Source organism: Mucilaginibacter sp. Bleaf8, from assembly GCF_018390515.1.
GTDB lineage: Bacteria > Bacteroidota > Bacteroidia > Sphingobacteriales > Sphingobacteriaceae > Mucilaginibacter.
In genome coordinates, this window is record NZ_JAHBBK010000001.1 from 1,165,016 (window position 1) to 1,188,163 (window position 23,148).

Annotated in this window: 25 protein-coding genes and 1 tRNA gene; 14 read left to right on the forward strand and 12 right to left on the reverse strand. The window is 42.5% G+C overall.

Annotation, left to right across the window (positions count from 1 at the left end; translation table 11 throughout):
• Positions 1-46: 46 nt before the first annotated feature.
• Positions 47-1,012 (reverse strand): thioredoxin-disulfide reductase, encoded by a 966-nt coding sequence (gene trxB, locus KHS38_RS05100; RefSeq protein WP_213487421.1) that lies wholly within the window; start codon positions 1,010-1,012, stop codon positions 47-49.
• Positions 1,013-1,336: 324 nt separating this feature from the next.
• Complete coding sequence (locus KHS38_RS05105; protein ID WP_213487422.1) at positions 1,337-1,726, reverse strand: helix-turn-helix domain-containing protein; 390 nt, start codon at positions 1,724-1,726, stop codon at positions 1,337-1,339.
• A 119-nt stretch (positions 1,727-1,845) separates the two neighbouring features.
• Here KHS38_RS05105 and KHS38_RS05110 point away from each other — a divergent pair, with 119 nt between their 5' ends.
• Positions 1,846-2,145 carry a hypothetical protein gene (locus KHS38_RS05110; protein ID WP_213487423.1) on the forward strand — a complete coding sequence of 100 codons (300 nt, stop codon included), beginning with the start codon at positions 1,846-1,848 and terminating at the stop codon, positions 2,143-2,145.
• 4 nt (positions 2,146-2,149) lie between these two features.
• Positions 2,150-2,383 (forward strand): hypothetical protein, encoded by a 234-nt coding sequence (locus tag KHS38_RS05115; protein WP_213487424.1) that lies wholly within the window; start codon positions 2,150-2,152, stop codon positions 2,381-2,383.
• A 14-nt stretch (positions 2,384-2,397) separates the two neighbouring features.
• On the opposite strand, the gene KHS38_RS05120 is transcribed toward KHS38_RS05115, so the two are convergent.
• Together KHS38_RS05120 and guaB are read right to left on the reverse strand one after the other, a co-directional pair.
• Positions 2,398-2,982 carry an LOG family protein gene (locus tag KHS38_RS05120; RefSeq protein WP_213487425.1) on the reverse strand — a complete coding sequence of 195 codons (585 nt, stop codon included), beginning with the start codon at positions 2,980-2,982 and terminating at the stop codon, positions 2,398-2,400.
• Between the two features lie 80 nt (positions 2,983-3,062).
• Positions 3,063-4,532: an IMP dehydrogenase gene (gene guaB, locus KHS38_RS05125; protein WP_213487426.1), complete on the reverse strand. Its 1,470-nt coding sequence runs from the start codon at positions 4,530-4,532 to the stop codon at positions 3,063-3,065.
• Between the two features lie 239 nt (positions 4,533-4,771).
• On the opposite strand from guaB, the gene KHS38_RS05130 reads away from it, so the two are divergent.
• Positions 4,772-5,347, forward strand: coding sequence for a hypothetical protein (locus tag KHS38_RS05130; protein ID WP_213487427.1), 576 nt, complete (start codon positions 4,772-4,774; stop codon positions 5,345-5,347).
• A gap of 52 nt (positions 5,348-5,399) precedes the next feature.
• Here the strand turns inward: KHS38_RS05130 and KHS38_RS05135 are convergent, their stop codons facing one another.
• A complete protein-coding gene (locus KHS38_RS05135) occupies positions 5,400-6,680 on the reverse strand; it encodes a M16 family metallopeptidase (RefSeq protein ID WP_213487428.1) in 1,281 nt (426 codons plus the stop codon).
• A 7-nt stretch (positions 6,681-6,687) separates the two neighbouring features.
• The gene (locus KHS38_RS05140) at positions 6,688-7,926 is read right to left on the reverse strand and encodes a M16 family metallopeptidase (RefSeq protein ID WP_213487429.1); all 1,239 of its coding nucleotides are present in this window, start codon (positions 7,924-7,926) and stop codon (positions 6,688-6,690) included.
• A 147-nt stretch (positions 7,927-8,073) separates the two neighbouring features.
• Here KHS38_RS05140 and KHS38_RS05145 point away from each other — a divergent pair, with 147 nt between their 5' ends.
• Complete coding sequence (locus KHS38_RS05145) at positions 8,074-8,643, forward strand: hypothetical protein (protein WP_213487430.1); 570 nt, start codon at positions 8,074-8,076, stop codon at positions 8,641-8,643.
• Here KHS38_RS05145 and KHS38_RS05150 read toward each other — a convergent pair.
• From KHS38_RS05150 to clpB, 5 genes are all read right to left on the reverse strand, one after another.
• Positions 8,630-8,983 (reverse strand): phosphoribosylpyrophosphate synthetase, encoded by a 354-nt coding sequence (locus KHS38_RS05150; protein WP_213487431.1) that lies wholly within the window; start codon positions 8,981-8,983, stop codon positions 8,630-8,632. The genes KHS38_RS05145 and KHS38_RS05150 overlap by 14 nt on opposite strands.
• A 207-nt stretch (positions 8,984-9,190) precedes the next feature.
• Positions 9,191-9,727, reverse strand: coding sequence for a ferritin (locus KHS38_RS05155; protein WP_213487432.1), 537 nt, complete (start codon positions 9,725-9,727; stop codon positions 9,191-9,193).
• A 170-nt stretch (positions 9,728-9,897) separates the two neighbouring features.
• Positions 9,898-10,263 carry a hypothetical protein gene (locus tag KHS38_RS05160; RefSeq protein ID WP_213487433.1) on the reverse strand — a complete coding sequence of 122 codons (366 nt, stop codon included), beginning with the start codon at positions 10,261-10,263 and terminating at the stop codon, positions 9,898-9,900.
• 85 nt (positions 10,264-10,348) lie between these two features.
• Positions 10,349-10,741 carry a DUF551 domain-containing protein gene (locus tag KHS38_RS05165; RefSeq protein WP_213487434.1) on the reverse strand — a complete coding sequence of 131 codons (393 nt, stop codon included), beginning with the start codon at positions 10,739-10,741 and terminating at the stop codon, positions 10,349-10,351.
• Positions 10,742-10,866: 125 nt separating this feature from the next.
• Positions 10,867-13,458, reverse strand: a complete 2,592-nt coding sequence (clpB, locus tag KHS38_RS05170) for an ATP-dependent chaperone ClpB (protein WP_213487435.1) — start codon at positions 13,456-13,458, stop codon at positions 10,867-10,869.
• A 460-nt stretch (positions 13,459-13,918) separates the two neighbouring features.
• On the opposite strand from clpB, the gene KHS38_RS05175 reads away from it, so the two are divergent.
• The 4 genes from KHS38_RS05175 (at position 13,919) to coaD (ending at position 17,205) form a co-directional block, all read left to right on the forward strand.
• Complete coding sequence (locus KHS38_RS05175) at positions 13,919-15,265, forward strand: sensor histidine kinase (RefSeq protein ID WP_213487436.1); 1,347 nt, start codon at positions 13,919-13,921, stop codon at positions 15,263-15,265.
• 91 nt (positions 15,266-15,356) lie between these two features.
• Positions 15,357-16,238: a helix-turn-helix domain-containing protein gene (locus tag KHS38_RS05180; RefSeq protein WP_213487437.1), complete on the forward strand. Its 882-nt coding sequence runs from the start codon at positions 15,357-15,359 to the stop codon at positions 16,236-16,238.
• A complete protein-coding gene (locus KHS38_RS05185) occupies positions 16,235-16,669 on the forward strand; it encodes a DUF983 domain-containing protein (RefSeq protein ID WP_249665287.1) in 435 nt (144 codons plus the stop codon). The genes KHS38_RS05180 and KHS38_RS05185 overlap by 4 nt, the downstream gene beginning before the upstream one ends.
• A gap of 74 nt (positions 16,670-16,743) precedes the next feature.
• Positions 16,744-17,205, forward strand: a complete 462-nt coding sequence (gene coaD / locus KHS38_RS05190; RefSeq protein ID WP_213487438.1) for a pantetheine-phosphate adenylyltransferase — start codon at positions 16,744-16,746, stop codon at positions 17,203-17,205.
• On the opposite strand, the gene KHS38_RS05195 is transcribed toward coaD, so the two are convergent.
• On the reverse strand, positions 17,174-17,815 hold the full coding sequence (locus KHS38_RS05195) for an NUDIX hydrolase (protein ID WP_213487439.1): 642 nt from the start codon (positions 17,813-17,815) through the stop codon (positions 17,174-17,176). The two genes, coaD and KHS38_RS05195, sit on opposite strands and share 32 nt — an antisense overlap.
• On the opposite strand from KHS38_RS05195, the gene pyrE reads away from it, so the two are divergent.
• The 6 genes from pyrE to KHS38_RS05225 all read left to right on the forward strand — a co-directional run bounded on the left by pyrE (position 17,814) and on the right by KHS38_RS05225 (position 23,071).
• The gene (gene pyrE, locus KHS38_RS05200) at positions 17,814-18,461 is read left to right on the forward strand and encodes an orotate phosphoribosyltransferase (RefSeq protein WP_213487440.1); all 648 of its coding nucleotides are present in this window, start codon (positions 17,814-17,816) and stop codon (positions 18,459-18,461) included. The genes KHS38_RS05195 and pyrE overlap by 2 nt on opposite strands.
• A gap of 498 nt (positions 18,462-18,959) precedes the next feature.
• Entirely contained in the window at positions 18,960-20,588 is a 1,629-nt protein-coding gene (locus KHS38_RS05205) for an ABC-F family ATP-binding cassette domain-containing protein (RefSeq protein WP_213487441.1), read from the forward strand.
• 42 nt (positions 20,589-20,630) lie between these two features.
• Positions 20,631-20,703, forward strand: a tRNA-Lys gene (locus KHS38_RS05210).
• A gap of 302 nt (positions 20,704-21,005) precedes the next feature.
• Positions 21,006-21,539, forward strand: a complete 534-nt coding sequence (locus KHS38_RS05215; protein ID WP_213487442.1) for a phage/plasmid replication domain-containing protein — start codon at positions 21,006-21,008, stop codon at positions 21,537-21,539.
• A 136-nt stretch (positions 21,540-21,675) separates the two neighbouring features.
• Positions 21,676-22,080 carry a hypothetical protein gene (locus KHS38_RS05220; protein WP_213487443.1) on the forward strand — a complete coding sequence of 135 codons (405 nt, stop codon included), beginning with the start codon at positions 21,676-21,678 and terminating at the stop codon, positions 22,078-22,080.
• A 538-nt stretch (positions 22,081-22,618) separates the two neighbouring features.
• Positions 22,619-23,071, forward strand: a complete 453-nt coding sequence (locus KHS38_RS05225) for a hypothetical protein (protein ID WP_213487444.1) — start codon at positions 22,619-22,621, stop codon at positions 23,069-23,071.
• Positions 23,072-23,148 lie beyond the last annotated feature (77 nt).

Here is a 23,148-nt window from a genome sequence, read left to right on the forward strand (position 1 = left end):
AAAAAGCCACCTTTACAGATGGCTTTTGCTTAATATTTCTTTGATTTTAGTGTTGCACTTCCAGTTCGGCAGCTTCTTTAGCGGCTAAGTAACGTTCTGCATCTAAAGCAGCCATACAGCCGGTACCGGCAGCAGTAATAGCTTGGCGGTATACGTTATCCTGCGCATCGCCGCAGCAGAATACACCTTCCACATTGGTTTGTGTGGTGCCTGGTTTGGTTAAGATATAGCCTGTCTCGTCCATATCAATCCAGCCTTTAAAAATATCGGTGTTAGGATGGTGACCGATAGCTACGAAAAAGCCGGTTACATCCAATGTGCTTTCTTCCTGAGTTTTATTATTGAGTACACGAACGCCGGTTACATTCTGACCATCGCCTACAATCTCCTGCGCTTCGGTATTATAAATGATCTCGATGTTCGGGGTATTTTGCACGCGGGTTACCATGGCTTTTGATGCACGGAACTCATCGCGGCGAACCAGCATATATACTTTACGGCAAAGTTTAGCCAGATAGGTAGCTTCTTCAGCAGCGGTATCACCGGCACCTACAATAGCCACATCATGTCCGCGGAAAAAGAAACCATCACACACGGCACAGGCGGAAACACCAAAGCCGTTATATTTTTGCTCAGACTCCAGCCCCAGCCATTTAGCCGATGCACCGGTTGAGATAATTACAGTATCTGCAAGTATGGTTTTAGTTTCATCAACCACCACTTTGTGCGGCAGGCTCGAAAAATCAACCGAGCTTATATAACCAAAACGGATATCGGTACCAAAGCGCTCTGCCTGTTTACGAAAATCTTCCATCATTTCGGGGCCCATAATACCGTTCGGATAGCCCGGAAAATTCTCCACATCAGTTGTTTGGGTTAGCTGTCCGCCGGCCAGCATACCGGTGTATAAAACGGGTTTTAAATCAGCACGGGCAGCATAAATAGCAGCCGTATAACCGGCGGGGCCTGATCCGATGATCAGACATTGAACATGTTCTAGCTCTTGAGACATCAGCGTAGTATATTATGCAACAAAGGTACGATTAAATGCAGATACCACCAACGGCTATCCGTCAACAGTGTGCCATTGTTTACTGACGTTGGTTTTACGCGCCAGCAGCGGCCATATGGGATACTGATTGCTGCTTATTTTTGTTTCCATAAAATTAATTTTTCAATATTTTAACGAAACATGCAACAAAAGCAGTTGTTAGAGAGTAAGAGTATTAAAAGCCGAGTGATTATGATTATTATGACGATCCTTTATCTGTGTAAACGCTATAACGTGGTAAGTTTTTTTAAGAAAAAGCCTGTTACCGTGCAGGCATAATGCTGCTTACTTTTTACTAAGCAGTTCAATAATGCGGTCTTTATCTTTCAATTGGCTTTCCAGTAAGCTGATCTGTTTGAGCAAACCTTCCTTTTCAACCCGGTAAACGGTATTTGGCTCGGCAGCAACTGTAGTCTCGAACCTCTCGTTTTGATAAACAGCCGACTTCTTTGCCTTATTTTCTATGAAATAACTTATAGGCATCTGCAAAACTTCAGCAATCTTTTTAAGTGTTTTCAGCTTAATGCTATCCGTTGAAAGCATTTTGTAAAATCCAGCCTCGGTCATCTCTATATCTTTAGCCAATTCAGCCAGGGTTATACCCTTTACTTTAGCTTGTTGCCTGATGTTAACTTCTAAATTTTCAAAAAAACTATCTAATTGTTTACCAGGCATTTATACTAAATAAATATAAAAAAGTTTAGCCAAAATTGCTTTTTACTAAACTTAAATTTAGTTTAGTATTAAATTTGAATTACAAAGTTTGGAATTTATTTGCCGAATTAAGTAAAAATATGCCTGATATTAAATATAAATACCGCATAAATGAACTTATGCATCAGCTATCTGTTAATGAATATCGCAAAGCCATACGCTTGATCCCTATACAATTGGGCATAAGCGAGCGAACGTTTACCAATTATAGAAAAATAAGGCAGAATGACAAACGGGATATACCTCATGAAAAAGTGGATCTGTTGGAAAAGCTGTTTGGCTTAGCCACTGGCCAATTACAAAACTTTACATGGATTGCCCGGCCAATAGCCGAAACGAACGAGCAGGTTAAAAACTTGCCCAGGAAAATTAACCTTTAAACCTATGCCAAACATCAGTGAGCAGCAGCTGGTTGATATGCTGCAGGAACAGATTATAAAAAAAGCTGCATTTGACCATCAAATGCAGCAGCTACGTTTAGATGTTAACCCATCTACCCGAAGGCATCAGCGTAGTTCTTATATCAGGACGCTTGCCAGCCACCTTACCCAAATCAACCTGCTGCTCGATTTATGGGCCGACACTTTCGAGTTGGATTTGGATAAGATACTGGAGTAAGTATTAAGATTCGCCTATGTCAGGTTGCGGTCTTTAAACCAAACCTCGTCGGGCTTTACTTTAAAGCTGGCCATGGTAGCTACCAGCTCATCGGCATCAGCCGAGGTGAGCACCAGTTGGCGGTTTACCGGTTTCAGGAAACGCTGCTCTACCATCACGTCCATTTGCTTAAGCAAAAAATCGTAAAAGCCATTTACGTTCAATATACCGATGGGTTTGTGGTGCAAGCCTAATTGCAGCCAGGTAAGCACCTCAAAAAACTCTTCGAGCGTACCAAAGCCGCCAGGTAAGGTAATAATGCCGTCGCACAAATCGTTCATCATTTGCTTGCGCTGGTGCATGTTCTCCACAATGTGCAGTTCGGTTAGGCTGGTATGGCCAACTTCCTTATCCATTAAAAACTGTGGTATTACACCAACAGCTTTACCGCCTTGCTGCAACACGGCATCGGCAAGTAAACCCATTACCCCTACCCGGCCACCGCCAAATATCAGCGTTATATCCCGGCTTACCATTACACGGGCCAGTTGCTCAATTGATTCTTTTAAAACCGGGTCACCATTGAAATTGGCTCCGCAAAATACACAGATCGATTTCATATATTAAAAATAAACTCCGGCCACTTGCAGCAACCGGAGTAAGTAAAAGTATTATTTATTTGCCATTTATATGCCCTTGCTTAACGGGTATAATTAGGCGCTTCTTTAGTAATGGTAATATCGTGCGGATGCGATTCGCGAATACCGGATGCAGTAATGCGCACAAACTTGGCCTGCTGCAAGGTTTCTATATCCTTTGCACCGCAATAACCCATACTGGCTTTTAAACCGCCTACAAACTGGTAAGCAACCTCGGCCAGGGTGCCTTTATAAGGCACGCGGCCCACAATACCTTCGGGTACCAATTTTTTAATGTCATCTTCCACATCCTGGAAATAACGATCTTTTGAGCCAGACTCCATTGCCTCGATTGAACCCATACCACGGTATGATTTAAAGCGACGACCTTCGTAAATGATAGTTTCGCCCGGTGATTCTTCCACACCGGCAAACAACGAACCGGCCATGATGGAGCTGGCACCGGCAGCGATGGCTTTGGCAATATCACCGGTATGCTTAATACCACCATCGGCAATTACCGGTACGCCGGTACCTTGCAAGGCTTTGGCACACTCATAAACGGCATATAGTTGCGGCACACCTACACCGGCAATGATACGGGTAGTACAAATTGAACCCGGACCAATACCTACTTTAACTGCATCGGCACCGGCCTCGGCCAAAGCTCTGGCTGCATCGGCGGTTGCAATGTTACCTGCAATTACCTGCAAGTCGGGATACTGGGCTTTTACCGCTTTTAACTGATTGATTACCCCTTTTGAATGCCCGTGTGCTGTATCAATAGCGATTACATCCACACCGGCTTTTACCAGGGCATCAACACGCTCCATGGTATCGGCTGTTACGCCAACTGCGGCGCCTACACGTAAACGGCCGTGCTCATCTTTACAGGCAATCGGGTAGTTTTTAAATTTCTGGATATCTTTAAAAGTAATCAAACCACACAAACGGCCGTCGGCATCAACCACGGGCAGCTTTTCAATTTTATAGTTCTGCAATATTTCTTCGGCCTGCAATAAAGTGGTGCCCTGCGGTGCAGTGATCAGGTTAGCGCTGGTCATTACCTCGTTGATGGGCTTGCTCATTACTTTTTGGAAACGCAGGTCGCGGTTGGTTATAATGCCTTTCAGTTTGTGATCGTTATCTACAACCGGGATACCACCTATGCGAAACTCGCGCATAATTTTGAATGCATCGGCCACTACGGCATTTTCATCCAATGTAACCGGATCCTGGATCATGCCGCTCTCGGAACGTTTTACTTTACGTACTTCATCAGCCTGACGCTGTATGCTCATGTTTTTGTGCAGCATACCCAAACCACCTGCCTGTGCAATAGCAATAGCCAGTTCCGATTCGGTAACTGTATCCATAGCTGCCGAAACAAGCGGAATATTCAATCTGATTTTTTTAGTCAGGTAAGTGCTGGTGTTAACCTCGCGCGGTAAAACTTCGGAGTAAGCCGGCAGGAGTAATACGTCATCGTACGTTAAACCTTCGGCAACAAATTTAGAGGGGTCGAGCTGCATGGCAAATAATATTTGTGTTGATTATTTGCCGGGCAAAGATAGAATTAATTACCCATTACTGCAAACGCGAAGTATTTATGTGTGGATTTGTGAGTTTTGGATGATAATTACTTATGTCAATTCATCTGTGCACAACCGCTCAGAAATATAAACCGTTATTTAACCCATTTAATTATTAAAACAAAAAATCAATTATTGGCATTGGTTACTTTTGTACACATACCTAACTATGTCTAACAATGTCAAACACTTACAAACCAATCAACCTAAAACTGCTGTTGATAGCAGTACTATTTTCACTCCCATTTTTTAGCCATGCGCAACCCGCACGCGCCTGCATTAAAATACTGGAAAAGAACCACGGCTTTCAGGATTTGAAAGTAGGTAGCCTGATAACTGATCTGGGCAACAAAGTGGAACAGGCCAAAGATCATGAGAACTACCTGCACGGCGTGCAGTACTACCAGGTAATTGATACCAACCTGCTTAAGGCGGGCAAAAATATTAAGATCAGCAAAATATGGCTGGGTGTATATCAGCAGAAAATCACCTACATCCATTTGTACCTGGACCCAAGCTGTGGGAAAAGCATGTTAACCGAATTAAAAAGCAATTACGGCGCCGGGTTGCAACCTAACCGCAGGATGAAAAAATACCATTGGAAAAGCAGCCATGTATTACTGCGCCTTAACCTGAACGACCCGAATAATGCAGCCGTGCTTTATGCCGACCGCGATTTGAATGAACAGGTTTTTGCACAACTCACTAACGCGGCAAGCGACGAGCCAACGGAATTCATCACCAAAGCGCCCTGAAATAACAAAGGCGATGCATAATGCATCGCCTTTATTGCTTTAATGAATACAGTTATTCGTATTTACCAACAATCACCTTGTAAAAATCATCAAAGTGCAGGTATTGGTTAGCCAGCTGTTGTAATTGCTCGGCGGTAACCGTTTTTACAATCTCGGTATAACGGTTGTAGTAATCCAGATCCAAGCCAGAGAAGTACACGTTCTTGAACTTATCGGCATGCGAGAAAACGTTTTCCAAACTACCTAACAGCGAACCCAGCATGTAGTTACGCACCAGGGACAATTCTTCTTCACTGATTTGTTCAGTTTTAAGCAGATTGATCTCTTTTTCAATTTCGTTAACCGCACTACGGCACACATCAGCACCAACCTCGGTAGCAATAAAAAATGCACCGGCATCTCTCAAGGATGTAATGCCCGAGCCAATGCCGTAGGTGTAGCCCTTGTCTTCACGGATATTAGCCATTAACCTTGAGCCAAAATAACCGCCCAGTACCGTGTTTAGTACCTGCAGGGCCGGAAAGTCAGGATGCGAACGGTTTACCATTTGCACCCCCATACGTATGGCCGATTGCAGAGCCTGCGGCTTTTCTGTAAAGTAGAAACGCTCGGCGGCGGGCTGTAATTCGGGTTGCGCAGTATCAGCGGCCTGAGCTGCATTATCCCAGTCAGCTTCAAAAGCACTCGTAATCTGATTTAAAGTTGCTTCATCAACCTTACCGGCTATTACCAGCGTACAGTTTGAGGGTTGATACATATTCTCAAAGTGCTGCAATAGGTCAGCACGCTGCAACTGCTCAAAATCTTTCAGCTCGGAAGTTAATCCGTATATGGTATTTCCATACAGCGCTTTGTTAAAGGCACGGCGGGCCAGCATATCATTCTTTTGCAGGCTCACCTGTAGCTTTTGCTGCTGGTTGCGTATAAATGTTTCCACCTCCTTTTCAGGGAACTGGCTATCTGTAAGGATGCTTTTAATTACCGGCAAGGTATTACCCAGGTGGCGGTTAAGGCTGTAAAGCGTTAACTGCGATTGGTCGTAACCATAATCGGCCTGTAAAAAGGCCCCATAATAATCAATCTGGTCGGCAATCTGCGCGGCATTCAGCTTTGATGTACCCTCGGTAAGCAGGGAGTTTACGGCCAGGTTAAGCAAAGGCTTAGCTGGGTTAAAACGCAGGTTACCAAAAATCCACTCAATGCGCACCAGTTCCTGATCGCCGGAGTTGAACCAGAAAACCTGGCAGCCGTTAGCCAATACTTTATGCCCCGGCTTAATTAAATTTATATGATCAATAGCCTTTGATTCAGGCGCGATAGTTCTATCTAACATAAGCTGTTTATTTTTCGGCCAGGTAAATTAAAGTAGATGAATTATCCTTACGGAAGATGGCCTTGGCCTGCTCCTGAATTTGCTGCGCAGTTACGGCCAGGTAATTTTCCGTTTCGCGGTTAAATAAATCGGCATCGCCCAGCAATTCGAAGTAAGCCAGGTTCATGGCCTTGTCAAGCAGGGCCATTTCGGCAAACACCATGGTCGATTCTGTTTTATTTTTAACCTTGGTCAGCTCATCAACAGGTATTTGTTCAGCACACAGCTTTTGCAGCTCCTGCCAAACAGCGGCTTCGGCTTCTTCAATACTGATATTTTCGAGCGGCTTACCCTCTACTACCAGCATGCCGGTATCCAGGCTACCGGTAAGGTAAGCATGTATTTCACTAAATACCGGTGTATCCTTAACCAATGCACGGTGCAATCGGGCCGACTGGCCGCGTGATAAAATATCCGATATCAGGTCAATTGCGTAATAGTGCTCGTCCATACGGCCGGGCACCTGGAAGGTGATATAAATATCATTCAGCGGCACTTTGGCAGTAACGGTTTCGCGGCGCTCTTCACGCTGCTCCGGCTCCTGCGGTAAGTTACGGTTATACTTTTCGCCGGCTGGTATAGGGGCAAACCACTTGTCGCAAAGCGCTTTCACCTGATCGGGCGTAACATCGCCACCTACTACCATAATAGCATTTTGCGGATTGTAGTGCTTTTTAAAGAATGCTTTTACATCCTCTATCTGTGCATTTTCAATATGCGATAATTCTTTACCGATGGTGGCCCACTGATAAGGGTGCGTTTTATATACCAGCGGACGCAAACGTAACCATACATCGCCGTAAGGCTGGTTCAGGTAGCGTTGCTTAAACTCTTCCATTACCACATTGCGCTGCACTTCCAGGCTCTTTTCGCTAAAAGCCAGGTTAAGCATGCGGTCGCTCTCCAGCCAAAAGGCAGTTTCGAGATTTACGGCCGGAAGCGTGATGTAATAGTTGGTTATATCGTTGCTGGTGAAGGCATTATTTTCGCCGCCCACGCGCTGCAGGGGCTCGTCATAAACCGGTATGTTAACCGATCCGCCGAACATCAGGTGCTCAAACAAGTGAGCAAAACCGGTTTGCTCCGGGTTTTCATCGCGTGCGCCAACATCGTACAAAATGTTAACCACCGCCATGGGAGTTGTATGATCTTCATGAACAATAACCCGCAGGCCATTGTCCAATGTAAAACGGTTGAATTTAACCATGTAGTTTCAGAACAAAATTTAAAGTGGCAGCAAAGGTACGGTTTTTAAACAATCGAAGTAATTGTATTATCTTGACCCGTGTTTTGTAACCGCCTGCCGGATTTACAGAACACTTCCCTGTGATGCATCCTGTTTGAATGAACCAACATGAAAAGCAAGCCAGATTTATTACAACAAATAGAAACACTTGAAGGCAAAACAGGCATTTTGGCTTTAGCCAGCCAGTTGCACAAACAGAACATAGCCATACAAGATTTATTAGAAATAACCCTGCATCCCGAACATCTGTTTTCGTTCCGTGCCGCCTGGGTATTGGAAAACGTGATACTGCACAATGTTCATCTGTATGCACAAGATATAGTACCTATTCTGGCGTATGGCAAACGGATTAAAAACCCGAGCTGCCAGCGGCACTATGCCAAAATTTATGGCCATTTCACCAGCGCTAAAGCTGCAGCTGAGCAGCTCAATCAAACTGATTTAGACCCTATGGTTGAACAATGTTTTGACTGGCTGATAGACGAGCAGGTATTAGTGGCAGTTAAAGCAAGGGCAGCAGAAGTACTATTCAATTTGCGGCACCGTTATAATTGGATAGATGATGAACTGCCGCCATTATTAGAGAAGCTGATGTATAACGGCAGCCCTGCTATACTTTCAACAGGGCGCCGTTTACTTGGTAAGTTAGATAGCAAAAGAAAGCTTAGTCGGCTTTAGGGCGGTCGCTGCCGTGCAGGTTATCGCTCACCTGGTGGTGGTGCAGCTTGGCTTCAATGGCCGATGAACTGTTGTTGGCATACGTACCATAGGCGTCAACTAAAACACCTTTCAGGTTATGCTTAGCTGATGAAATGGCATACACAATCGACATATCAGACGGGTTGCTTGGACCCTCAAAACGGTAAAACTCGTCTACCTCAAAATCATCAGCGGTTAAATGTATATTTTGCGACTTGTCCTGAATGTTATCCGCATCGTCATCGAAGCTCAGGTTGGCCGTATATCCTCTTTGTAATAAATCGTTAGTGGCATCCACTAAGGTTTCATAATTTTTCATGGTAGTATCTATTTAAGTTGCGTGCAGTATTTGCAATGTGTTTATTTATTAAACTGCTAAAAGCCACCTGTTGTTTGCGATGCAGGTGGTTTTATATATTAATTACTACCACCTAAACGCACTTAAAAAAAGCAAAAAGAACTATAAAAGAAAAGCCGGCGTATTGGTATACGCCGGCTTTTTATTGCAGATATAAAGCACGCCTTATTATTCGGCAGCTTCGCTATCGTATTTAATTTTGTTAACGTGCTTGTCAATTTCCCACAAGCCGGTGCCTTCTTCGCCAATAACCTCGAACAGTTCCAGCGCACGACGGGCTTTGTACTCTTCTTCGCGTTGTTCTTTCATAAACCAGTTCAGGAATTCAAAAGTTACAAAATCCTGCTCTTTCATGCAGTTAGCTGCAATGTTTTTGAAAGATTGGGTAATGGCTACTTCCTGCTCCAAAGCATCTTCAAATACTTCGCGCAATGAGGTATAATCGTGCTTAATGCCGCTTACTTCTGGTGAGATAGCGCTGCCACCCATATCCAGCACATACTTAAACAATTTCAGCTGGTGATAACGCTCCTCGTCCGATTGTTTAGAAAAGTAATCAGATGAGTAGTCGAATCCGTTTTGGTTACACCATGAAGCCATTGCCAGGTACAATGCTGATGAATGAGCTTCTTTTTTTATTTGTTGATTTAAAAGAGCTTCGATATCTGTAGACAGTAAGCTCTTGATACGCATAATATCTTTCATAATACTTTACAGTTTAGTGCTGTTGTAATAAGATTGTATGCAATAATAGTGCTATAAATTTTGATGACAGAATTTAATAGCAATATGAAATAAGTCTAAATTAGTGAATTACACCAACTTGGCGGTAATCTGATATAGCGAGAAAAACTTGACTTGCAGATAATTTACAATCAGATAACGATTCTGCTCAGGCGGTCATGAATGATCTGGTTGAGTTCCAGCATCACAAAGGTTCCTTCCAGCAGTTCTTTAAGTGCAATGATTTGTAATAAATTTAAGAAGTAGCAATGATTACATGCACAGATAAACACCATCTCAATTTCGGGTGATTTGCTGTTGTCCAATAACAACGCTTCAATATTTACCCTATAGATGGAAGTTTTTAGCTTCATCAGGCCGCGGTAATCAAACTTAACCAGCTTGCCGGCAAAATCTATATACCAGCAACGTTCGCGGTCGCACTGGTAAACAGCACCAGTACGGGTAGAAAACACCTCGGTAAAATTTACAGCATTCTGAGTTTTTGCAGCGATCATCACACTGCAAATTTAAACCTATTTAGAAATAGTCCAAATAATATTTAAAACTTTTCTAAATAACCACACCCATTGCTGCTGTATGCTATTCGTACCGGCTGAATGCCCAGTAGCCCTCAATATCTTTTTCGTAAGTTACCTGATACACGGTTCCCTCTACTGTAATCGGAAAGGTAAATTCCTGCAAACCTGCGCCTGCGGGTATATGATGGCTCACAATACTATCGGCCACCATTTTAATAGCCTCAAACTGTTCATCTTCGCGCAGGGGCGGGTCGGGCAGCGCCATCCAATGGGTGTAGGCGGTAAGGCTTTGCGGGGCAGCCTGCGGCATGGCCCACGCGGGCACACCGTTTGCGTTAGCCAGCGCAGCTACCTGGTATATTTGCAGCGGTGTATTATCTGTAGCGTTAGCGTTGTACAATAGTACCGGTTGCCCTTCGGCCGGTAAGTTTTCTTTTACGGAAATCCAGTTCATGGTAAGCCAAAGGTATGAATGTTTGGCTATCCGCTCAAAACCAAACCCATCGTCACAAAAAAAGGGAGCTGCCTTACGGCAACTCCCCTATTCTGATCTAAACTCTATATTTTTGATTCTGATCTTTACTCGTTCAGAAACACAAATTGGTTATCAAACATATCCAGCTTAATGTGGCTGTCTTTATCCACTTTGCCGGCCAGTATTTGTTTAGAAAGCTCGTTGAGGATTTTCTTTTGAATCACCCTTTTGAGCGGACGGGCACCAAACTGCGGATCGTATCCCAATTGGGCCAACCAGTCTAAAGCTTCTGCCGATGCATCGAGGTGAATACCCATTTCGGCCAGGGTTTGCTGCAAGCCCTTGAATTGCAGTTTTACAATATCGCTAAGCTCATCGCGGCCCAGCGGGGTAAACATGATGATCTCATCAATACGGTTCAAAAACTCGGGACGGATGGTTTGGCGCAACAGCTCGAACAGTTGGTTCTTGGTTTTGGCAACCACGCTTTCTTTATCAGCATCCTCAAAGTTTTCAAAATTTTGCTGGATGATGTGCGAACCGATGTTGGATGTCATGATCACGATGGTGTTCTTGAAATTCACCACGCGACCTTTATTGTCGGTTAAACGGCCGTCGTCCAACACCTGCAGCAGAATGTTAAACACATCGGGATGTGCTTTTTCAATCTCGTCCAGCAAAATTACGCTGTAAGGTTTACGACGCACGGCTTCAGTTAACTGACCACCTTCATCATACCCTACGTAGCCCGGAGGCGCACCAATTAAGCGGCTCACGGCATGGCGCTCCTGGTACTCGGACATATCTATACGCACCATCGATTGCTCATCATCAAACAGGAACTCGGCCAAAGCCTTGGCCAGCTCAGTTTTACCCACACCGGTTGTACCTAAAAATATGAACGAACCAATGGGGCGGCGTTTATCCTGCAAACCGGCACGGCTGCGGCGTATAGCATCGCTTATGGCTTCAATAGCTTCTTCCTGCCCGGCTACGCGCTTGTGCAGTTCTTCTTCCAGGTGCAATAGCTTTTCGCGCTCACTTTGTACCATTTTAGTAATCGGAATACCAGTCCAGCGGGAAACTACACCGGCAATATCGTCGGCAGTAACCTCTTCTTTCAGCATTCGGCTGTCGGCCTGATTTTCGCGCAGGGCGGCTTTCAGCTTTTCAACCTCAGCTTCGGTTTCGCGGATTCGGCCGTAGCGCAATTCGGCTACCTTACCATAATCGCCAGCACGTTCGGCCTGCTCGGCTTCCAATTTATAGGCTTCAATAGCTTCAATTTTTAAGTTGATGCCATCCACCAGGTCTTTTTCGCTTTGCCATTTAGCACGCAGCGAGTCGCGCTCGGCAGAAAGGTTGGCAATTTCTTCGCTTAAGCTTTTAACTTTATAATCGTCATTTTCGCGCTTAATCGCCTCACGCTCAATTTCAAGTTGCATAATGCGGCGCTCCAGCTCATCTACCGCTTCCGGAACGGAATTCATTTCCAGGCGTAGTTTGGAGGCAGCCTCGTCCATTAAGTCGATAGCTTTATCGGGCAAAAAGCGGTCGGCAATGTAGCGTTGCGACATTTCGACCGAGGCAATAATCGCCTCATCTTTGATACGCACCTTGTGGTGTGCTTCGTAACGCTCTTTTAAACCCCGCAATATGGAAATAGCATCAGCAGCATCCGGCTCATCAACCATTACACGTTGAAAACGGCGCTCCAGCGCTTTATCTTTTTCAATGTATTTTTGATACTCGTTCAGTGTGGTTGCACCAATGGCACGCAGCTCACCACGGGCCAGGGCCGGTTTCAAAATATTGGCCGCATCCATAGCACCCTCGCCACCACCAGCACCTACCAAGGTGTGTATCTCGTCAATAAAGAGAATGATCTCACCATCGCTTTTGATCACTTCGCCAATAACGGCTTTCAGGCGTTCCTCGAACTCGCCTTTGTATTTGGCGCCGGCTACCAGCGCACCCATATCCAGCGAGTACACGGTTTTGGTTTTCAGGTTCTCGGGCGCATCGCCTTTAATGATTCGGAAAGCAATACCCTCGGCAATAGCGGTTTTACCCACGCCTGGCTCGCCCACCAGTACCGGGTTGTTCTTGGTACGGCGTGATAATATCTGGATCACGCGACGTATTTCTTCATCGCGGCCAATTACCGGATCAAGTTTACCCGACTCCGCATACTCGTTGAGGTTGCGGGCATATTTATTAAGTGCGTTGTAAGTAGCTTCGGCATTCTGCCCGGTCACTTTGCTGTCGCCACGAAGGCTGATAATAGCTGCTTTTAAATCTTTTTCGTTAACGCCGTAATCTTTCAAAGCGGCGCTGGTTTTATCATTTACAGACAGGATACCCAGCAACAAATGCTCTACGGATACAAACTCGTCTTTAAATTCTTTCAGGTAGCTTTGCGCTTTTTGCAAAGCGCTGTTGGTGTTTGATGATAAGTACAGTTCACTGCCGCTCACTTTCGGAAAACCGGCAACTTGCTGGTCTAACGTATCATTTAAGCGGCTGATATTAACGTTCAGTTTTTTCAGCAAATAGCTGATCACGTTTTCATCAACCAGTAACAAACCTTTCAGCAAGTGAGCATTCTCAATAGCCTGCTGCTGATTACCGGTTGCAATTTCGGAAGCTTTCTGGACAGCTTCCTGAGCTTTTATGGTAAAGTTGTTAAAATTCATGGTTATTAATATTGTTTAAAGCAACAATCTGTATCATACTATTCAAATCCTTTGCCACAAGCATTTAAATGCAAGATTGTCATCTAAAATCAATTCCAACCGACAAATTGTCAAGTATTACTGCACAAAAAACAATATTCTTTTTTAGATGTAGTTCAAATATTGCACTTGTAATTCCGTAACTATGAAAAAGATATTCACTGCCGTTGTTTCTTTATTTGTGTTGATATTCTTTATTTTAACTTATGTATTCAGCACAGATTCAGCAAATTCATAACTAATACCTTACTAAGGCTTTATCATAAATCGAGGTTATCTTCGCTGTATTTAATATTTATTTAGTTTATGATAAGCCAAGAAATAACCAAAGATTAATAATATAAACAATTACCTAAATTCACATCTTTAAATCGATTAGTTTTATTAAAAATTTTAAATTTGATTAATTAAACTAATTGATTTGAGAAGCTTCTTTTTTAGGCAGATATCTGTGCGTAAGCATATAGATTTCAGGAAGTATTATACCCTGCAAAACCTGGTTGGTGTAAAAAACGCAAGCATTATTTTTTTTCTTCTCAACTTTAGTTTCCGACTATATTATTGGCTATTTCCCGACAGCCTGAACCAATCGCCTCATATCAGAGAGTATAATATATCAAACTGGGTTTATCTTTTTATCACCCCACTGTTTCACCTAATTAGTTATAAACTTGGCAAGCTATACCATAAAAGCAAAGCTGGTATCACTGGCATTAACTACCTAACCGTTGCTTTTACCCAATACATTATTTTGTGCGGCATGACGGGTAGCTTCATAGCTATGCACAATATGCGCAATACCTTAACGCTGTTTTTAATAAGCCTGCTTACCATGGGTATTGTATTCGTGCTGCAATTTACGCAGGCCTTATTTATTAGCCTTACTACGGCAGCAGTTTTCATCAGCGTTTCACTCGCCATTACCAATAGTCCGTTTGAGCGGGTGGGTAATACTTTGGTTTGCATCGTGCTGCTAACCGGATACTATTTTATTACCCGTTTTATTTACGATTATAAAGCCAACCACTTTCAGCAACTTACTGAAATAAAAGCCAAAAACCTGGAAATTGAAAAAGCAAGCTTGTTTAAAACTGAGGTTTTGGGCATGGTAGCCCATGATTTGCGCAACCCCATTGCCGCTATCGAATCCATAAGCATGCTAATGGAATTGAACGAACTGGATGATGACATGCAGGATAACGTAAACATGATCAAAGCATCATGTGTGAAAGCGCGTACCATTATCAACGATTTGCTGGATGTAGCCCGCAATGACAACAGCAACGAAACGATGGCCCAGGCTATGATAGTTGAAGTGAACAGCCTGGTGAAAGAGATAGTACAGGAGTGGCAGGATAAGGCTGACGTGCACAACCATATACTGTTTTTTGCGCCCGAGTATCCTTTATATGCCCGCATCAATACCCAGCGCTTTCACCGGGTAATTGATAACCTGATCAGCAACGCCATTAAATTTTCAAAGGAAGATCATCCGGTTGAGGTACATTTACGCCACAAAAGCAATAAGATATTTATTGAAGTAAAAGACCATGGCGTGGGCATACCTCAGGATATGCTGCCATATGTTTTCGAACGCTTTACCAAGGCGGGCCGTACCGGTTTGCATGGCGAACAATCAACCGGCCTGGGCCTGAGCATTGCCCGCCAAATTGTAGAAAACCACGACGGACTTATCGATGTTGACAGCACGGAAAACCAAGGCTCGGTTTTCAGGATACAATTACCACAAGTTGATCAAGCTTTATAATACTCGCTAAAATCACAATCAGTAAATAGTACCATTATTCGGTCGAATAATACCACAACAGGTGGAATTTCCATACTAACTTTGTGGTGTTATGAAAAAGGAATTTCCCATATACGATATATGCACACTCTCTGATTACAAACAGGATGATATCCTGATCAGCCGGTTTGCACCGTATTTGGAAATCCATAAAAACCTGCATCTGCCGCATAAGCACAACTTTTACCACCTGGTACTTTTCACCAAAGGCGGCGGAAGCCATGCTATCGACTTCAAGAACTTTACCGTTAAGCCCTACCAAATTTATTTTATGATACCCGGCCAGGTACATAGCTGGAGCTTTGAGGGCAAGGTTGATGGTTATGTAATCAACTTTTCTGTGCCGTTTTTACAATCATTTTTACTTAAACCCGATTACCTGGAACAGTTCCCGTTTTTTAGCGGCGCACTGGATGACATGGTAATTGATATTCCGGAATCATTACATACCCACGTAATTGATCTGTTTGAGCAGATAGTTGCCGAAAGCGAAAGTAACCAGCGATTAAGTGCAGATATGGTACGTGCATTAATGCTGCAGCTTTTCATCAGCATAGGGCGGCTTAGCTTCAACCATCAAACACCGCATACCACTGCTTATAACTTCACTTTATTGAAGAACTTTCAAAAGCTTATCGAGAAAAACTTCACCACACTCAGGTTACCGAAGGAGTACGCTGAGCTGCTTTACATTACCCCTAACCATTTAAATGCCTTGTGCAATGATGTATTAGGCACGCCGGCAGGCGAAGTGATACGCAACCGCATTGTGCTTGAAGCCAAACGCCTGTTGGTAAATTTTGAGTTGAGCATTAGTGAGATAGCCTATCGCCTGAACTTTACCGACAATTCTTATTTCAGTAAGTTTTTTAAAAAGCAGGAAGGCTTAACGCCCGAAGATTTCAGGAAACAAATCAAAACGCAAAAATTATGAAAACGTTAACTATCGACAAAGAGGCCATGGACAATAACACTAAATATATCGCATCAAACTTCAAAGCTGCTTTACATGCCAAGTGCCCGGTGTGCCACACCGGTAATATGTTTGCTAACAGCATGTACAATATAAGCGGTCAGAAAATGCACAAGAACTGCCCGCATTGCAACTTTGAGTTTGAGGTAGAGCTGGGTTATTTTTATGTAGCCATGTTTGTGAGCTACGCGATGAATGTAGCACTGCTGGTAACTTTGGGCGTTGCTACTTATATATTAACTCACAGCGAAAACCCTTGGCTGTATACGCCTATACTATTGATATGTGCCTTTTTGCTATCACCGGTAAACTTCAGATATTCAAGGGTGATTTTATTATACTGGCTAACTCCGGGCATACACTTTGATCCGAAAAAAGCGTATAAAGAATAAGAATCAAAATACAGCGCAGGGGCAACTGAAATACAAAATCTAACTTTACCTTTGTGGCATAAGCCACGTATACCATGAAAGTTGCCCTGTTTCCCGGATCGTTTGACCCGGTTACCAAAGCTCACGTTGATATAGTAAAACGCTCTGTAGCGCTTTTTGATAAGCTTTACATCGGCGTTGGGATAAACAGCTCCAAACAAAGTTTTTTAAGCATAAGCCAGCGCGAGCAAATGCTGCGCGCCGTATTTGCCAACGAACCCAAAATCCACATCATTGCTTATGAAGGGCTTACTGTCGATTTTTGCAAAAGCATTAATGTCGGTTACATGATACGTGGTATACGTACCGTATCCGACTTTGAATATGAAAAGGCCATTGCGCAAATGAATCACGCACTGGCCCCTGATATTGAAAGTATTTTTATTGTGAGCAAACCCGGCTACTCTTCCATCAGCTCTACCATTGTGCGCGAAATTTTGCGGCACCAGGGCGATGTAAGCCAGTTTATTCCGAAAGAGGCACTGGAATTTCTGTAAGCAGATCCCGCTTCCATAACACATCCACAATTGACGGGAATGTGTTACCGGTAACGGTGGCAATACGCCCTTTATCAAACCACTGCACATCGGTAATGCCCTCTTCGGTTTGTGGTTTTAATTTGGCTTTGCCTTTATATTTCATTTTATACCAGTAGGTTTTCTTTAATACAACCTCGCCTTTAAGGGTGTATACATGATAAGTATTGATGATCTTTTTTCCGCAATCACCAATCCGGATACCACATTCCTCTTCCACCTCGCGCACAGCGCCCTCTTTAGGCTTTTCGCCTTTTTCGAGCTTCCCTTTAGGCAGATCCCATTTTTCATTCCGGTATATAAAAAGGTAATCTCCTTTGCTATTTTTTACCAAACCGCCCGCAGCTTCAATCAAAACATTGCTTTTGATAATCTTTTTCAGCACAGCCTTGGCATCGTCGCAAAGTATGTAATAGTAGAGCGGCGAACTGCTGCCGGATACTTTTGAAAAAAAGCTTTTTAACTCAAACGATTGTTGATCAAGCTGTTCGTACAATTCAACCCTTGCCGGTGTTGATTCTGTGAGCAGAATAACCTTTTGGTTAATATAAATTCTGTATTTTTGGGCCATGTTTAATAAAAATGAGATTGAACAGCAAGTGGCTGAATTTCTGCTGCAAATTAAAGCAATAAAATTGCAACCCAACAACCCTTTTACATGGGCATCCGGTTGGAAATCGCCAATTTATTGTGACAACCGCGTTACGCTGTCTTATCCGTCCATTCGCACTTACATCAGGCAAAAGTTGAGCCAAATGATACAAGAAGAATTTGGTTCGGTAGGTTGTATTGCGGGTGTGGCTACTGCAGGTATTCCGCAAGGCGCTCTGGTAGCGCAAGAATTGGGTTTGCCGTTTATTTACGTGCGTTCAAAACCTAAAGATCATGGAACCGGCAGCCTCATTGAAGGCGAAATTATGCCCGGCCAACGTGTAGCCGTTATTGAAGACCTGATTTCGACCGGCAAAAGCAGCTTGCAGGCAATTGACGCTTTGCGTAGTGCAGGTTATGAAGTGGCAGGCCTGGCAGCCATATTCAGCTACGGATTTGATGTTGCTGACGAGAACTTCAAAAAAGCAAAATGCCGTTTTGTAACCCTGTCTAACTACAATGCGCTGCTTAAGTTTGCCGAAGAAAAACAATACATCCAACCCGATAGCATCCAACTATTGCAACAATGGCGTACTAACCCTTCTGCATGGGGTCAGCAACAATAGTAATAAGATAATTTAGTTATACAAAAGGCCTGTGAGTTTAACTTACAGGCCTTTTTTTTGAATCATTTATAGCTATTGAAGCTAAGTTAAGGCAGGGATCATCTTCTCATCAAGTGCACCCTGCGATGATTAATGTTTGAGTATGCTTTTGTTACGCTCGGTATTGTAAAGTACTACAACTACATTAACCACAATCAAACCCACAATTAACGACACCATAATAATTTATAATTGATTACAGTCCTTAAACGCAAACCCTGTTCCAAACTTTAAGTGAAGATTAATAAATTTATATTTTTATGTAATTTATATTAATCTCTAAATAACCCTGTTAAACTACTAACCGAAGCGACAATTTGTTATAAAACAGCTTGGTTGACAATGCCCCAAATCAACTGATTAAAATGGGAACATTCGGCTACAGTGTGGATTTATAATCACACAATTACCCTTGTTTGCCTTATTTAACGTACTTTTGCATAAACTATTTGGTGCAGCATGATTACTGTTTCTAATTTATCATTACGCTATGGCAAGCGCACATTATTTGAAGATGTAAACTTAAAGTTTACACAAGGCAATTGCTATGGTATTATCGGTGCTAATGGGGCCGGCAAATCTACTTTCTTAAAAATTTTATCGGGCGAGGTTGATCCTACCACCGGATCAGTAAGCTTTACGCCCGGCGAACGCATGGCGGTATTGAAACAGAACCACTATGAGTTTGACGACTTTCCGGTAATAGAAACCGTGCTGATGGGGCATAAAGAATTATATGCCACCATGAAAGAAAAAGATGCTATTTACTTAAAAGAAGATTTTACCGATGCCGATGGTGAACGTGCCGGAGAGCTGGAAAATCTTTTTGCGGAAATGGACGGCTGGAACGCCGAAAGCAATGCCGCTACCCTATTAAGTAACCTGGGTATAAAAGAAGATTTACATTATAAATTACTGAAAGAACTGGACGGTACACAAAAGGTACGTGTACTGCTTGCACAAGCGCTGTTCGGCAAACCCGATATTCTGTTATTAGATGAGCCTACCAACGACCTGGATATCCATACTATTAGCTGGCTGGAAGACTTTTTAGCCGGTTATGAAGCTATAGTACTGGTTGTATCGCACGACAGGCACTTCCTGGATACGGTTTGTACCCACGTAGTGGATATTGACTTTGGTAAGATGACCATTTATACCGGTAACTATACGTTCTGGTACCAATCAAGCCAGTTAGCTTTAAAACAACGTTCGGATCAGAATAAGAAACTGGAAGAAAAAGTCAAGGAGTTACAGGAGTTCATCAGCCGCTTTAGCGCCAATGCTTCTAAATCTAAACAAGCTACCAGCCGTAAAAAAGCGCTTGATAAAATCAACCTGGATGAGATTAAGCCATCCAACCGCAAATATCCGGCTATTATGTTTAACCAGCAAAGCCGCGAAGCAGGCGACCAAATACTGCAAACCGAAAAGTTGGGTAAAACACAAAGCGGCGAAGTATTTTTCAGCAACATTAACCTGATGGTGAACAAGGGTGATAAGATTGCTATTTTATCACAAAACAGTTTAGCTACTACAGCTTTTTACGATATCATTACCGGGCGGGATACGGATCACACCGGCAGCTTTAAGTGGGGAATTACTATCAACCCTGCCGATATGCCTATTGATAATGCTGAGTACTTTAAAGGCAAAGACCTGAACCTGGTTGACTGGTTGCGCGAGTATGCCCCGGGCGAAAAAGACGAGCAGTTTATCCGCAGCTTTTTAGGCCGAATGCTTTTCTCGGGCGAGGAAGTACTTAAAAAAAGCACCGTACTATCGGGTGGCGAAAAAATGCGTTGCATGTTTAGCCGCATGATGCTGCAACAACCCAATGTACTCGTTTTTGATGAACCGACCAACCACCTGGACCTGGAATCGATCACGGCATTAAACAACGGCATGCGCGATTTTAAGGGAACTATACTGTTTACCTCACGTGACCATGAGCTTACCCAAACCGTAGCTAATCGTATCATCGAGCTTACCCCTGCCGGTTTAATTGATAAGATGATGAGCTATGATGACTATATCAACAGCGAAGCCGTGCAAAAGCAACGCGAAGAAATGTATGCATTAGTCTAAATATTTTGTTTATTTGTGTAATTACACAAATAAACAAAACCCGACTCCGTAGCTCAGTTGGTAGAGCAACAGACTCTTAATCTGTGGGTCCTGAGTTCGAGCCTCAGCGGGGTCACCCGAAACGCAGTTTTCTTACACGAAAGCTGCGTTTTTTGTTGGATGGGTAAAGCTATAGGTAAAGTTTGAATGAGCCTTAATGAACCTAATTGAACTCATTTGAACCTAATCACTTTCACTTCCAGTATATTTCTTGCATAGCATCTTTTGTTATCCAGCTATTGGTACCACCAATTCCAAAAAAATTGAGCAAAATCCTTTTTTTTATCTTCAGGGAAGTTATACAAAGTATAAACCGCCAAAAAAGCTATTGGGCGGTTACATCGAAATAACAAGAAGAAAAACTAACAAAAAACGGTAATGATAGACTCAATATATTCAAAGGCAAATATTGACACTCAGAAAAAACCTTATAACTATATTTATAATGCTATTCGTGATGGCTTAACTGAGATAATAGATGAAGGCATAAGCTCACACCTCAATCAACCTTTCCTCACTGGTAAACTTGAAAACTTTCACGTTTTTATTAGAGGGAATACGCTTAGATTCAACGGCAGCCTTTGCAAATACCTTTTGGGCGAGAATGTATCGACACTTTCAAAAGATCAGATTGATGCTGCTTTGAAAAAGCTTACTCAGCAAATGGGGTTTCCTGTGCAGCAAGCTACTTTATCTCGCATTGATATCGCTACAAACTTACCTGTTCAGCAAGCGCCAGAATTATATATTGGCTGTCTTGAAACCATGCAGAATGCCAATCTAATCAACTGGAAAGGTACCAAAACATTTAAGCGTAGTAGAGAAAGCCTAACGTTTTATAAGCAACTACGGGAATTACTCTTGCTAGAGCTGGAGTGTATTACTATAATGGTGGTTCTGATAAGGATGTAGCTATTAAAGCAGCTTTAGATGTAGTAATGACAGGAGTTGGATTTCTTGGTCCAATTGGATTTGGTGTAAGCGCCACATATTTCATATTGGATGCAGCGACAGATGGTTTCGGCGGATATGGAGCAATTAAATAAAAATGAGAAAGAAGATTGATTATATATACTATAAGTTTTATAAATTTCAAGTATCCGTTGGAAATGGGAGTATTGCATTGACATTCTCCTTTATATTTCTGAGTTTCCTTATGATGATAAATTTTTTTACGGGCGCATTTATTTTATATGCCGTTTCAGGAATTAAACTACCTTTTGGCAATCCTGTAGCAAGTGGATTGATAATAATCAGTGGAATTGCCTTGATTAATTATTTCCTATTCATCCATAAAAATAGGTACAAGAAAATTCTGAAAAGACATGAGGGTAAAAACGGAAGTAAGATCAAAAGTGGCAACAAGACAGTTTTAATCTATATGATACTATCGTTTATGATGCTTGGAGTTGGTTTTTGGTTGATGATTATGCGAAATCAAGGAAGTTTTTAATGATATTCATTTCTCACTTGCTTGGACAAGTGTCTCCCTTCTGAGAATCAAATACTAGGCAGGGATCACTAAAAGTATGACTTTACTTTTCTTAAAGTCCGTAGTCGTAAAAGATTACGGACTTTTATGTTTTTTAACAGCAGTAGATTAAGACTGTCATTTCTTCTTAACGCCGGTTAATTTTAAATACCAGCAGGTGCACCGGAACTCGAATCCCGCTTTCATAGCAGCGTTTCTAAAAGTACATAGGAAGCAAATGTTAAATTCGCATCCGGTCAAATATCAGGAATGTAGCAGGGTTAAGTAGAAAAGCTTCTGAAGAATTAAGTGCATTTGCTAAAAACGCTTAAGAAGTTAAAGATTTAGGTGCTACAGCTGCAAAGTATTTGAAGTTTTCGAAGAATATAGGAGTGGCAGGGAATGTCATTGGAGTTTTATCTGCAAGCTATCAACTTTATGATAATCCAACCAAAGGTAATACTGCCAGACTTATCGTTCAGGGTATAGGAATAGGAACAGCATTCATCCCTGGAGTAGGATGGGCAATATCCTGGGTATAGCAAGAGCCGATGCTATTTGGGTGATCAGCTTTACAATTGGATCGACAAACAATGATTTTGATATTATGATTGACTATTTTTATTACAAACTATATTGTGCGGTAAAGAAATCTTCTTTGCATGACACAGCAGCCTTTACCGCGTCAATGTTTATGGGCGGCTTACTTGGAGCTAATATTTTTGTCATAAGCGGCTTCTTGGCAAAAGAGAACATTTTACCTTTTATGTTTTCGAATAAAAATCAAGCTGCTTTTTTTGGGATTATTTTCATTATCATATCAAGCATCTTTTATTTAAGCCAAAGCCGCTATAAATCTATACTGAGGAAGTATTCTAGCGAAAGCAATTCAATAAGAATTAAAGGAAACCTTTTAGTAATGCTTTATGTGGTCATTTCTTTTTTGCTTATATTTTTAGTGGCTTACATTTGATATCCAAATTAATGTGGTCTATTTTGTCTACTTTACAAAATAAATAAGATAACTTTTCAACTACTAAATAATAATAT